The 12520-nt window shown below is 72.0% G+C and carries 7 protein-coding genes; all 7 read left to right on the top strand.

Annotated features, from left to right (window positions below):
- The first annotated feature begins 284 nt into the window (after nucleotides 1-284).
- Complete coding sequence (locus tag AOK23_RS01020; RefSeq protein ID WP_079049205.1) at nucleotides 285-2966, top strand: PAS domain S-box protein; 2682 nt, start codon at nucleotides 285-287, stop codon at nucleotides 2964-2966.
- Nucleotides 2967-3268: 302 nt separating this feature from the next.
- Nucleotides 3269-3940 (top strand): response regulator transcription factor, encoded by a 672-nt coding sequence (locus AOK23_RS01025; RefSeq protein WP_055710843.1) that lies wholly within the window; start codon nucleotides 3269-3271, stop codon nucleotides 3938-3940.
- A 253-nt stretch (nucleotides 3941-4193) separates the two neighbouring features.
- A complete protein-coding gene (gene uvrC, locus AOK23_RS01030) occupies nucleotides 4194-6263 on the top strand; it encodes an excinuclease ABC subunit UvrC (RefSeq protein ID WP_055710844.1) in 2070 nt (689 codons plus the stop codon).
- The gene (gene rapZ / locus AOK23_RS01035) at nucleotides 6260-7312 is read left to right on the top strand and encodes an RNase adapter RapZ (protein WP_055710845.1); all 1053 of its coding nucleotides are present in this window, start codon (nucleotides 6260-6262) and stop codon (nucleotides 7310-7312) included. The genes uvrC and rapZ overlap by 4 nt, the downstream gene beginning before the upstream one ends.
- Entirely contained in the window at nucleotides 7309-8379 is a 1071-nt protein-coding gene (locus AOK23_RS01040) for a gluconeogenesis factor YvcK family protein (RefSeq protein WP_055710846.1), read from the top strand. Before rapZ ends, AOK23_RS01040 begins: the two co-directional genes overlap by 4 nt.
- On the top strand, nucleotides 8370-9359 hold the full coding sequence (whiA, locus tag AOK23_RS01045; protein WP_055710847.1) for a DNA-binding protein WhiA: 990 nt from the start codon (nucleotides 8370-8372) through the stop codon (nucleotides 9357-9359). The genes AOK23_RS01040 and whiA overlap by 10 nt, the downstream gene beginning before the upstream one ends.
- A gap of 188 nt (nucleotides 9360-9547) precedes the next feature.
- On the top strand, nucleotides 9548-12505 hold the full coding sequence (locus AOK23_RS01050; RefSeq protein ID WP_055710848.1) for a M14 family metallopeptidase: 2958 nt from the start codon (nucleotides 9548-9550) through the stop codon (nucleotides 12503-12505).
- Nucleotides 12506-12520: the final 15 nt, after the last annotated feature.

Below are 12520 nucleotides of genomic sequence, written 5' to 3' on the forward strand. Positions count from 1 at the left end.
CCACCTCCCCGGCGGACCATCCCCCGGCGGCCCGTGCCTCCGTAGGACCTGCCTCGGTGGGGCCTGCCCCGGCAGGGCGTGCCTCGGTAGGGCGTCCCGAGGGGCGGGTGCCCAGTCCGCGTCGGCCCGCGCGGCCGGCCGATCCCGCGTCCCGCCCGGCGCCGGCGGGATCCGGTGGCCGGGACGGGGCGGGGGTGTCCCGGCACGACCCGGCGGGCCGGTGGTGGGGAAGGGGTGTGCCGGGGGTGCCGTTCCTCGCCCGGCTGCGGGTCGGCGCCAAGCTGATGCTGCTCGTGCTGCTGCCGGTGACCGTGCTGCTGGTGTTCACCGTGTTCGCCGCCAAGTCGCACTGGGAGAAGGCGCGGACGCTGCGCGACTTCGACACGGCGATCGCGGTGTCTTTCGCGACCGGCGACGTCTCCGACGCCGTCGCCCGGGAGCGGATGGCCGCCGTGCAGGCCCGGCTGCACGTCGAACCGGGCACCGCCCGCGAGCGCGCCGACGCCCAGCGGGCCACCGACGCCGCGCTGCGCCGGGCCGCCCGGCAGGCCACCGGCCGGCCGGTGCCCGACGTCGCCGGTGTCCTCGACGCCGTACACCGGCAACTGCACGCGCTGCGCGTGGAGACGGGCACGACGTCCCTGGACGCGCAGACCGTCGCCCAGCGGTACGACGCCATCGAGGACGTGCTGCTCGACACCGTCGCCACCCTGGAGTCCGGCCGCCCCACGCGGGCCGCGGGCCGCGCCGCCGACGCCCACGTGGCGCTGCGGAAGGCCATCGCCGCCGCCGAACGGGAACGGGCCGAGCTCGCCATCCTGTTCGGCGTCCCCGCCGGCCAACGCCCCACCGCCGCCGGCCGCTGGACCGAACTGGAGAAGGCCCAGCTCCGCACCTTCGAGCAGAACACCTCCGCGGAACTCTGGGCCCATCTGCACAGCACCATGTTCCAGGCCCCCGGCCGCGCCGTCCGCAAGGTCCGCGACATGCTCGACGACTCCGACACCCGGCCCGCCGACTGGCCCTCGTACGACGCCTGGCTCGCCGACTCCGGGGAGTACGTCGACGACCTCCGGGACATCCAGGACCGGGCCATGCGGGACCTCGCCCGCACCGCCGACGACGAACTGCGGGCCACCCGCACCCGCGCCTACAGCGAACTGGCCCTCTTCCTGGCCGTCCTGTGCGCCGTCACCGTCCTCGCGCTGGCCCTGCGCCGCTCGATCACCCGCCCCCTCGGACAGGTCGCCGCGGGTGCGCGGGCCCTGTCGGAGGGCGACCTGTCGTACGACATCCGCTACGCGGGCCGCGACGAACTCGGGGACGTCGCGGACACGTTCCGGGAGCTGCGGGTGACCACGGAACGGCTGGCCGGCCAGATCCGGGCCATGAACACGGCGATCGACGCCGGCCGCCTCGGACACCGGGCCGACGTCGACGCCTTCGACGGCACCTGGGCCCAGCTGCTGGGCGGCATGAACGACACCATGGCGTCCTTCGCCGCCGCCCACGGCCGCCGCAGGCGCGCCGAACAGGAACTGGAAGGCATCTTCAACCTCTCCCTCGACCTGCTCTGCATCAGTGGACTCGACGGCTACTTCAAACGCGTCAACCCGGCCTTCGAACGCACCCTCGGCTATCCCGCCGAGACCCTGACCGCCAGGCCGCTCGTCGAGTTCGTCCACGAGGAGGACCGCGACAGCACCCGCGAGGCGATCGCGCTGCTGGCGAGCGGCGCCGACGTCGCCGAGTTCGAGAACCGGTACGTCCGCGCGGACGGCACCGAGTGCTGGCTCCAGTGGAGCGCCCGGCCCGTCCCCGAGGAGGGCCTCATCTACGCCGCCGCCCGCGACGTCACCGAGAGCCGCCTCGCCGCCCGGGAACAGGCCGCGCTGCGCCGCGTCGCCACCGAGGTGGCCCGCGGGGTGCCGCCGTCCGACGTGTTCGCGAAGGTGGCTGAGGAGGTGGGCGCCCTGCTGAGCACGGCCGCGGCCGTCCTGCGCTACGAGAGCGACGGCGACGTCACGGTCCTCGGCATCGCGCGCGAACACGCCGACGGCGGTGGCGGAGCGCCGCGCCTGACCCGGCGTGAGGCGGCGCGCACGGTGATGCGGGAGGTGGCCCGCACGCGCGGCGCCGCACGGTCGGGCACCGCCGCGGGCGCCCCCATCGTCGTCGAGGGCCGGCTGTGGGGTGTCGTCGTCGCGGCCTCGCTGCTCGACCCGCTGCCCGAGGGCACCGAGTCCCGGCTCGCCGACTTCACCGAACTCATCGCCACCGCGATCGCCAACGCCGACAGCCGCGCCCAGCTGACCGCCTCACGCGCGCGTGTCGTCGCCGCGGGCGACGCCTCCCGGCGCCGTATCGAACGCGACCTGCACGACGGCGTGCAGCAGCGCCTGATCTCCCTCCAACTGGAGCTGCGGATGGCGCAGACCCTCGTCGAGCAGCGCGGCTCGGAACTCGGCAGGCAACTCGACCACCTCGGCAAGGGCCTCGACGACACGTTCCAGGACCTGATCCAGGTGGCCCGCGGCATCCACCCGGCCGTCCTCTCCAAGGGCGGCCTCGGCCCCGCCCTGCGCTCCCTCGCCCGCCGCTCCGCGATCCCCGTCGAACTCGACCTGCGGCTCTCCACGCCCCGCTTCCCCGAGCCGGTCGAGGTGGCCGCGTACTACGTGACGTCGGAGTGCCTGACCAACGCCGTCAAACACGCGCGCGCGAGCGTGGTGACCGTCACCGCCGAGGACACCGGCGGCGTCCTGGAGGTGGTCATCCACGACGACGGCGCCGGGGGAGCGGAGCCGGGCAGGGGCTCGGGACTGATCGGGCTCATCGACCGGGTGGAGGCGATCGGCGGCCGGCTGACCGTGACCAGCCCGCCGGGCAGCGGGACGACGCTGGGCGTCCGCCTGCCGCTGACACCGCCCCCGGAGACGGGGGACGCCGTCGTGTCACGTTCATGACCGCCCGAAGCGTACGCGGCGAGACCCTCAAGGGGGGGAGTGCGGGACTCGGTCGGGCGTACGTTCGGGCGGTCGTGCCGGACGGTGAAGACGGCCGTCCGGCCCAGCACGCGGGAGAACGGCCGATCCGTCTCCGCCGAGACAACCGGCCACCCGCGACTGCACTCTTTCGAGCATGACGTGCCGCCCTCACGGTGTCGCCCCGGCTCTCCCCCAACTAGGCTTCCAGCTAGCCGTAAGACCGCGTTCAGGCAGGCTGCCGTGGAGAAGAGAACAGGTCGGGCAGGGGGAGGCCGAGACCAATGCACGCCGATCAGCATCCGGCGCTGGGACGGGTGGTGCTCGCGGACGACGACGTGCTCCTGCGCGAGGGAGTGGCCAGTCTGTGCGAGCGCGTCGGATACGAGGTGGTGGGCCAGGCCGGCGACGGCAGCGGGCTCATGGACCTCGTCGAGTCGCAGGTGCCGGACATCGCGATCATCGACATCAGGATGCCGCCGACCCAGTCCACCGAGGGTCTGAAGGCGGCCCGGGCCATCCGCGAGCGGTACCCCTCGGTCGGGATCCTCGTCCTGTCGGCGTTCGTCGAGGTCGAGGACGCCCTGGAGCTGCTGGCCGGCGGGCGCAGCATCGGCTATCTGCTCAAGAGCCGGATCACCGCCGTCGACGAGTTCCTGGAGACGCTCGACCGCATCCGCCGGGGCGGCTGTGTGGTGGATCCCTCACTCGTGCAGGAGCTGGTCGCCGCGCAGCGCCGCGACGATCCGCTGGCCATGCTCAGCAACCGTGAGCGCGAGGTGCTCGGCCTCATGGCCGAGGGGCGCTCCAACGCGGGCATCGGCAAGCGGCTGTGGGTGACCGAGGGCACCGTCGAGAAGCACGTACGGAGCATCCTGGGCAAGCTGAGGCTGCCGGAGGAACCGGACGACCACCGCCGGGTCCTGGCCGTCCTGACGTTCCTGGAGACCCGCTAGGGCCTGTTGTGAAAGTGGCCTCGTCGCCCGGAGGGCGGCCGCGCGGCGTCCGGTGCGTGCTCTCGGCGTGCCGCCCGAAAGCCCTCGTACTGGGCGTACTCGGGCTTTCGGGCGGTGCGGCGAGAGTGCGTGCCGGGCGTCGCGCGGCAGAGGTCACTTTCGCAACAGGCCCTAGTCCCCGGCCTGGGCGGCCGCCCTCCGACGGCTGCCCGGGCGCCCCGCGCTGTCACTCCCCGCCAGTAGGGTGTGGAGCATGGCCGATCCCTCCAGCTACCGCCCCAGTCCGGGACAGATCCCGGACTCCCCCGGGGTGTACAAATTCCGTGACGAGCACCGCCGGGTGATCTACGTCGGGAAGGCGAAGAGCCTGCGCCAGCGCCTGGCCAACTACTTCCAGGACCTGGCCGGCCTCCACCCGCGCACCCGCTCCATGGTCACCACGGCCGCCTCCGTGGAGTGGACGGTGGTGTCCACGGAGGTGGAGGCGCTCCAGCTGGAGTACTCCTGGATCAAGGAGTTCGACCCCCGGTTCAACGTCAAGTACCGCGACGACAAGAGCTACCCGTACCTCGCGGTCACGATGAACGAGCAGTACCCCCGCGTGCAGGTGATGCGCGGTCACAAGAAGAAGGGCGTCAAGTACTTCGGCCCGTACGCGCACGCGTGGGCGATCCGCGACACCGTGGACCTGCTGCTGCGCGTCTTCCCCGTCCGCACCTGCTCGGCCGGCGTCTTCAAGAACGCGGCCCGCACCGGCCGCCCCTGTCTGCTCGGCTACATCGGCAAGTGCTCCGCCCCCTGCGTCGAACGCATCACCGCCGAGGACCACCGGGAACTGGCCGAGGAGTTCAGCGACTTCATGGCCGGCCGCACCGGCACCTACCTCCGCCGCCTGGAGCGGCAGATGATGGACGCGGCCGAGGAGATGGAGTACGAGCGGGCCGCCCGGCTGCGCGACGACATCGAGGCCCTGAAGAAGGCCATGGAGAAGAACGCGGTCGTGCTCGCCGACGCGACCGACGCCGACCTGATCGCGGTCGCCGAGGACGAGCTGGAGGCCGCCGTCCAGATCTTCCACGTCCGCGGCGGACGCGTACGCGGCCAGCGCGGCTGGGTCACCGACAAGGTCGAGGCCGTCACCACCGGTGACCTCGTCGAGCACGCCCTGCAGCAGCTCTACGGCGAGGAGACCGGCGACTCGGTGCCCAAGGAGGTCCTCGTCCCGGCGCTGCCCGACCCCGTCGAGCCCGTCCAGGAATGGCTCACCGGGCGCCGCGGCTCGAACGTCTCCCTGCGCATCCCGCAGCGGGGCGACAAGAAGGCCCTCATGGAGACCGTGCAGCGCAACGCCCAGCAGTCGCTGGTGCTGCACAAGACCAAGCGCGCCTCCGACCTCACCACCCGCTCCCGGGCCCTGGAGGAGATCGCCGAGGCCCTCGACCTCGACAGCGCCCCGCTCAGGATCGAGTGCTACGACATCTCCCACCTCCAGGGCGACGACGTCGTGGCCTCCATGGTCGTCTTCGAGGACGGGCTGGCCCGCAAGAGCGAGTACCGCCGCTTCCAGATCAAGGGCCGTGTCGGGGACACCCAGGTCTGGCACGGCGAGGGCCAGGACGACGTCCGGTCCATGCACGAGGTCATCGCCCGCCGCTTCCGGCGCTACCTCGCCGAGAAGGAGAAGACCGGCGAGTGGGCCGAGGGCGAGGACGCCTTCACCGAGGAGGACGGCCGCCCCAAGCGCTTCGCCTACCCGCCGCAGCTCGTCGTCGTCGACGGCGGACAGCCGCAGGTCGCCGCCGCCCGCCGGGCCCTGGACGAGCTGGGCATCGACGACATCGCCGTGTGCGGCCTCGCCAAGCGCCTGGAGGAGGTCTGGCTGCCCGGCGAGGACGACCCGGTGGTCCTGCCCCGCACCAGCGAGGGCCTGTACCTCCTCCAGCGCGTCCGCGACGAGGCCCACCGCTTCGCCATCACCTACCAGCGCACCAAGCGGGCCAAGCGGTTCCGGGCGAGCCCCCTGGACGACGTGCCGGGCCTCGGCGACACCCGCAAGCAGGCCCTGCTCAAGCACTTCGGCTCGCTGAAGAAACTGCGCGCCGCGACGATCGACCAGATCTGCGAGGTCCCCGGCATAGGCCGCAAGACGGCCGAGACCATCGCCGCGGCCCTCGCGGAGGCGGCTCCGGCGGCACCCGCCGTGAACACCGCCACTGGAGAGATCATGGAGGAAGAGGAGCCCGGCACGACGGACACCTCCGTGGAGCCCGTGGCGGTGTTCACCGCGGGTCCCCCGGACCGGCGACGAGGGCAGGAGACATGACCGAGCACGAACAGCGCCCAGAACCCCACGAGCGCCCCGAGCGCCCCGAAGAACAGCACCCAGAGCACACAGCGGAGCGCGGGCAGGCCCCCAGCGCGGTGGGCGACCACGCCTCCCAGCACCCAGCGCCACAGGAAGACGGAGCACACGTGAGTACGGGCATCGAAACAGCCGGGGTCCCCGAGGCGGCCATCCCCGAGCTGGTCATCATCTCCGGCATGTCCGGCGCCGGCCGGTCCACGGCCGCCAAGTGTCTGGAGGACCTCGGCTGGTTCGTCGTGGACAACCTGCCGCCCGCGCTGATCCCCACCATGGTGGAGCTCGGCGCCCGCTCCCAGGGCAACGTGGCGCGGATCGCGGTCGTCGTCGACGTCCGCGGCCGCCGCTTCTTCGACAACCTCCGCGACTCCCTCGCCGACCTGGAGACGAAGAACGTCACCCGCCGGATCGTCTTCCTGGAGTCCTCCGACGACGCCCTGGTGCGCCGCTTCGAGTCGGTGCGCCGCCCGCACCCCCTCCAGGGCGACGGCCGCATCGTCGACGGCATCGCCGCCGAGCGGGAGCTGCTGCGCGAGCTGCGCGGCGACGCCGACCTGGTGATCGACACCTCCAGCCTGAACGTGCACGAGCTGCGCGCCAAGATGGACGCCCAGTTCGCCGGCGAGGAGGAGCCCGAGCTGCGGGCCACCGTCATGTCCTTCGGCTTCAAGTACGGCCTCCCCGTCGACGCCGACCTGGTCGTGGACATGCGCTTCCTGCCCAACCCGCACTGGGTCCCGGAGCTGCGCCCGTACACCGGCCTCAACGATGAGGTCTCCGCGTACGTCTTCAACCAGCCCGGCGCCAAGGAGTTCCTCGACCGCTACGCCGAGCTGCTCCAGCTGATCGCCGCCGGGTACCGCCGCGAGGGCAAGCGGTACGTGACCATCGCGGTCGGCTGCACCGGCGGCAAGCACCGCTCGGTCGCCACCTCCGAGAAGCTCGCCGCCCGCCTCGCCTCCCAGGGCGTCGAGACCGTCGTCGTGCACCGCGACATGGGCCGCGAATGACCGGACGTGCTGCTCTGCGGCTGAGCAGACTGCGCCGGACCACCCCGGAAGGACGCACGACCGGCCCCGCCGAGGCCCGCGGCGGCCGGCCGCGCCGTCGTGGCGCCCAGCCCAAGGTCGTCGCGCTCGGCGGCGGCATGGGCCTGTCCGCCTCGCTCGCCGCCCTGCGCCGGATCACCGGCGACCTCACCGCCGTCGTCACCGTGGCCGACGACGGCGGCTCCAGTGGACGCCTGCGCGACGAGCTGGGCGTGCTCCCGCCCGGCGACCTGCGCAAGGCGCTGGCCGCGCTGTGCGGCGACGACGACTGGGGCCAGACCTGGGCCCGTGTCATCCAGCACCGCTTCGCCTCCCAGGGCGACCTGCACGACCACGCCGTCGGCAACCTGCTGATCGTCGCCCTGTGGGAGCAGCTCGGGGACCACGTCCAGGCGCTGGACCTGGTCGGCAAGCTCCTCGGCGCGCAGGGCCGCGTGCTCCCCATGTCCGCGGTGCCCCTGGAGCTCCAGGCCCTGGTCAAGGGGCACGACCCGGCGCGCCCCGACGACGTCGACACCGTCCGCGGCCAGGCGACCGTCGCGCTCACCCCCGGCGAGGTGCAGTCCGTGCACGTCGTGCCGCACGACCCGCCCGCCGTGCCCGAGGCGGTGGAGGCCGTCCTCGACGCCGACTGGGTGGTGCTCGGCCCCGGCTCCTGGTTCTCGTCGGTCATCCCGCACCTGCTCGTGCCCGAGCTGCTCGACGCCCTCACCGAGACCAAGGCCCGGCTCGTGCTGTCGCTGAACCTCGCCCCGCAACCGGGAGAAACCGATGGCTTCTCCCCGCAGCGTCATTTGGAGGTTTTGGCACGACACGCCCCTAAACTCGCCCTGGACGTGGTGCTGGCCGACGAGGCTGCCGTGCCCGACCGTGATTTGCTCACCGAGGCCGCGAAGCGGTTCGGCGCCGCGGTCGAGCTGGCGCCGGTGGCCCGGCCCGATGGATCTCCGCGGCATGATCCGGAGCTGCTGGCCGCCGCGTACGACCGTATTTTTCGGATGCATGGAAGGATCGGCCCATGGCGATGACGGCAGCGGTGAAGGACGAGATCTCCCGGCTACCCGTCACCCGGACCTGCTGCAGAAAGGCGGAGGTCTCGGCGATCCTGCGGTTCGCGGGCGGGCTGCACCTGGTGAGCGGCCGCATCGTGATCGAGGCGGAGCTGGACACCGCGATGGCGGCGCGCCGCCTCAAGCGGGACATCCTGGAGATCTTCGGCCACAGCTCCGAACTGATCGTGATGGCACCCGGCGGACTGCGCCGTGGCTCGCGCTATGTGGTGCGGGTCGTCGCGGGCGGCGATCAGCTGGCCCGTCAGACGGGACTGGTCGACGGTCGCGGCCGGCCCATCCGCGGGCTGCCCCCGCAGGTGGTCTCGGGGGCCACCTGCGATGCCGAGGCCGCCTGGCGCGGGGCGTTCCTGGCGCACGGCTCGCTCACCGAGCCCGGCCGTTCGTCCTCCCTGGAGGTGACCTGCCCGGGCCCGGAGGCCGCCCTCGCGCTGGTCGGCGCGGCCCGCCGGTTGTCGATCGCCGCGAAGGCCCGTGAGGTGCGCAGCGTCGACCGGGTCGTCGTACGGGACGGTGACGCGATCGGCGCGCTGCTGACCCGGCTCGGCGCCCATGAGTCCGTGCTGGCCTGGGAGGAGCGGCGGATGCGCCGCGAGGTCCGGGCCACGGCCAACCGGCTCGCCAACTTCGACGACGCCAACCTGCGCCGCTCGGCCCGTGCCGCCGTCGCCGCCGGTGCCCGGGTGGGCCGCGCCCTGGAGATCCTCGGCGACGACGTGCCCGAGCACCTCGCCGCCGCCGGACGGCTGCGCATGGAGCACAAGCAGGCCTCGCTGGAGGAGCTGGGCGCGCTCGCCGACCCGCCGCTCACCAAGGACGCCGTCGCGGGCCGTATCCGCCGGCTGCTGGCCATGGCGGACAAGCGCGCACAGGACCTGGGCATCCCGGGGACCGAGTCGAGCCTCACCGAGGAGATGGCCGAAAACCTCGCCGGGTGACCATCCGTCACCCGAACGCCGTATCGACGAACTCGCCGGTGCCGACGCCCTGTTGGGCTGTCGGCGCCGGCTTTTCGGTGACGGGGTGAATTCCTCGTGTGGCCTGTGCGGCACCCTTGACGTGACCCTGATCTGACATGAGCCTGGCGTCTGTTCGCCACTGTGGCGAACCCACACAAGGGGGGCTCATGAGACGAAGAGCGAGATCGATCCTCGCTGCCGGCGTGCTCCTGCTGGGCGGCGGCGCGGGACTCGCGCCGTTCGCCCAGGCGGCCGAGAACGACGGTTCCGGCGATGCGGAAGAGGTCAAGGTCTTCCGCGCCGAGGTCACGAAGAAGCAGATACCCCTGCTTCTGGCGGCCGGGCAGGACGGTCACGAACTCAGCGAGCAGGCACCGCAGAAGGGCACCGCGTCGGTCGAGGTCTACCTCACCGACAAGCAGGCGAAGGCCCTGGAGGAGCAGGGCGTCGACCTCAAGGAGCACAGGCTCACCCGTAAGGCGGAGGCCCGGGTGGACGCCGCGGGCGACGGGGTCTACCGCCCCTACAGCGGCGCCGGCAACATCAAGGAGGAGATCCTCCGGACCGGTCAGGAGAACCCTTCCCTGACCAAGGTGGTCTCCATCGGCAAGTCCCTCCAGGGACAGGACATCCTCGCGCTCAAGCTGACCAAGAACGCGAAGAAGACCAAGGACGGCGCCAAGCCCTCCGTCCTGTACATGTCCAACCAGCACGCCCGTGAGTGGATCACCCCGGAGATGACCCGGCGGCTGATGCACCACTACCTGGACAACTACAAGACGGACAAGCGGATCAAGAAGATCGTTGACACCACCGAGCTGTGGTTCCTGATCTCCGCCAACCCGGACGGCTACGACTTCACCCACAAGGCCGACGGCAACCGCCAGTGGCGCAAGAACCTGCGCGACATCAACGGCGACCACGCCATCACCGTCGGCGACGGCGTCGACCTCAACCGCAACTTCGCCTACAAGTGGGGCTACGACAACGAGGGTTCGTCCCCGTTCCCCACCAGCGAGACCTACCGCGGCGCGAGCCCGGGCTCCGAGCCCGAGACCAAGGCCCTGGACGCCTTCGAGAAGCGCATCGGCTTCGAGTACGGCATCAACTACCACTCCGCCGCCGAACTGATCCTCTACGGCGTCGGCTGGCAGGTGGCCACCCCCACCCCGGACGACGTGCTCTACAAGGCGCTGGCCGGCACCCCGGAGAACCCCGCGGTCCCCGGCTACCACCCCCAGCTCTCCTCGGAGCTGTACACCACCAACGGTGAGGCGGACGGCCACGCGGCCAACGTCAACGGCACGGCGATGTTCACCCCCGAGATGTCGACGTGCCAGACCGCGTCGAACATCGACCCGGCCGACGCCTGGAAGCCGGAGGACTGCGCCTCCGTCTTCACGTTCCCGGACGACGAGAAGCTGATCAAGCAGGAGTTCGAGAAGAACATCCCGTTCGCGCTCTCCGTCGCCGAGTCCGCGGCGAAGCCCGACCGGCCGAAGTCCTCCGTCGGCCTCGACGCCCCCGACTTCACCCCGGCGTCCTTCACCACGTCGTACTCGCGCGGCGCCGACCAGCAGATTTCCGTCGTCGTCCGCAAGTCCGTGCGCGACAAGGAGCTGAAGTACCGGATCAACGGCCGCGGCCGGACCTACGACCAGACGCTCAGGCCCTGGAAGGGCGGAGAGACGTTCGGCGGTGAGGACAACCTCTGGTTCGACGAGTACCGGGCGAAGGTCCAGGACGGCGAACCCGGCGACAAGGTCGAGGTCTGGTTCACCGGCGAGACCAAGAGCGGCAAGCCCACCCGCAGCGAGCGCTTCACCTACACGATCGCCGAGCGGCCGAAGGTCGACACCCTCGTCGTCGCCGAGGAGGGCGCGACCGCGACCCAGACCCAGACCTATGTCGACGCGCTGAAGGCCAACGGCAAGAAGGCGCTCGTCTGGGACGTCGCTACCCAGGGTGCTCCCGACGCGCTGGGCGTACTGAAGCACTTCAAGCAGGTCGTCCACTACACGGGCGCCGTGCGCCCCGGTGTCGCCACCCAGCTCGCCCTGCGCGCCTACCTCAATGAGGGCGGCAAGCTGATCGAGGCGGGCGAGAGCGCCGGCGGCTCCGTCGACCTCGGCGGCGGCACCCTGTCCAACGACTTCAGCCAGTACTACCTGGGCGCCTACAGCCGTACGTCCCTGCCCGACGCCAAGTCCTTCGCGGGCAGCGGCAAGCTGGCGGGCTTCACGGGAACGCTCGGCGACGCGCCCGGCAACCCGCTCAACACGGCCGGGTCGTTCGGCCTCACCTCCGACGCCCTGCCCGCGGACGCCTTCCCGCAGTTCGCGAGCGCCGGGGCGGGCCAGTACCCCGGCACCGTCAACCCCTACGGCCCGTACGAGGGCGCGTCGATGGCGGCGGTCACGCACTCCGACTACGCCTGGAACCGGCTCACCCGCACCATCGACCTCACCTCGGTGACCGCGGCCGACCGGCCCACGCTGCGCACCCGGGTCCTGTGGAACACCGAGGAGGGCTACGACCACGCGGTCCTGGAGGCGCACACCGCCGGGGCGGACGACTGGACGACGCTGCCCGAGGCGGGCGGCGCCACCTCCACCGCCGTGCCCGCCGAGTGCGAGGCCGGGTACTTCATCCAGGCCCACCCGGCGCTGAAGCGGTACCTGACCCTGGGCTCCGGCGGTTGCACGCCGACCGGCACCAGCGGTGCCTGGAACAGCTTCACCGGTGCCTCCGACGGCTGGAAGCAGGTCGAGTTCGATCTGTCCGCCTACGCCGGCAAGTCGGTCGAGGTGTCCTTCAGCTACATCACCGACCCCGGTTCCGGCGGTCGTGGCGTGCTGCTCGACAACACCACGGTGGTCACCGGCGGCACCGCCGGCGCGACCGAGGGCTTCGAGACGTCGCTCGGCGCGTGGAAGACCCCCGGCCCGCCCGCGGGCAGCCCGGCGGTCGTCCGGGACTGGGGCCTGTCCGGCGAACTGTTCAAGACGTTCGGCGCGGTCACCACGAGCGACACCGTGCTGCTGGGCTTCGGCCTGGAGCAGGTGCCCGCGGCGGCCGACCGCACGGCCCTGCTCGGCAAGGCGCTGGCGGCGCTGAGGAAGTGAGCGCCGACTGCGCCG

The sequence above is a fragment of the Streptomyces torulosus genome, from assembly GCF_001419765.1.
GTDB classification, from domain to species: domain Bacteria; phylum Actinomycetota; class Actinomycetes; order Streptomycetales; family Streptomycetaceae; genus Streptomyces; species Streptomyces torulosus.

Coding starts and splice junctions, on each gene's coding strand:
- AOK23_RS01020 (WP_079049205.1), top strand. CDS start 285: ATGCTGCTCGTGCTGCTGCCGGTGACCGTGCTGCTGGTGTTCACCGTG.
- uvrC (WP_055710844.1), top strand. CDS start 4,194: ATGGCCGATCCCTCCAGCTACCGCCCCAGTCCGGGACAGATCCCGGAC.
- whiA (WP_055710847.1), top strand. CDS start 8,370: ATGGCGATGACGGCAGCGGTGAAGGACGAGATCTCCCGGCTACCCGTC.
- rapZ (WP_055710845.1), top strand. CDS start 6,260: ATGACCGAGCACGAACAGCGCCCAGAACCCCACGAGCGCCCCGAGCGC.
- AOK23_RS01025 (WP_055710843.1), top strand. CDS start 3,269: ATGCACGCCGATCAGCATCCGGCGCTGGGACGGGTGGTGCTCGCGGAC.
- AOK23_RS01050 (WP_055710848.1), top strand. CDS start 9,548: ATGAGACGAAGAGCGAGATCGATCCTCGCTGCCGGCGTGCTCCTGCTG.
- AOK23_RS01040 (WP_055710846.1), top strand. CDS start 7,309: ATGACCGGACGTGCTGCTCTGCGGCTGAGCAGACTGCGCCGGACCACC.